Here is a 357-nt window from a genome sequence, read left to right as displayed (position 1 = left end):
GTTGGAAGAATGACAATTTTCTTTCTAACCTTCTTGTCACGGAGCCATCCCGTTGCCATACTATATCAAACAATGTTTCATCAGAAACTACGTTTAATCGTTGAACATGAGGTAGTTGGTTGTGTTCTTTTTTGGCCTGGGAAAAAGCCTCAACAAATTCGTAAAGTTCTACGGTAGCATCTACGTTTTCAGCGTCAGTGCCTAATGAAGCCAGCAAGGTTTTTAACGTTGAACCATCTGGGAGATGGTTGATTAATTGACTGATAGAGATATCCATATTAAGCTACAAAAGCCTCAATTCTTATAGCACAAAACATAACATTTAGGACGTATAATGGCAAGGATATCTACAGAAGA

At 38.1% G+C, this 357-nt stretch carries 1 protein-coding gene; it reads right to left on the bottom strand.

Features of this window, described 5'->3' with window-relative positions; all coding sequences use genetic code 11:
* Positions 1-277, bottom strand: a 277-nt coding sequence (locus tag P5674_RS26155) for a hypothetical protein (protein WP_315643482.1), incomplete at its 3' end; no start/stop codon positions are given.
* Between the last annotated feature and the right edge of the window lie 80 nt (positions 278-357).

Source organism: Limnospira sp. PMC 289.06 (assembly GCF_032350395.1).
Lineage (GTDB): Bacteria > Cyanobacteriota > Cyanobacteriia > Cyanobacteriales > Microcoleaceae > Limnospira > Limnospira platensis.
Note: the sequence above shows the minus strand (reverse complement) of the source record. Positions and strands in the feature narration are given on the sequence as shown.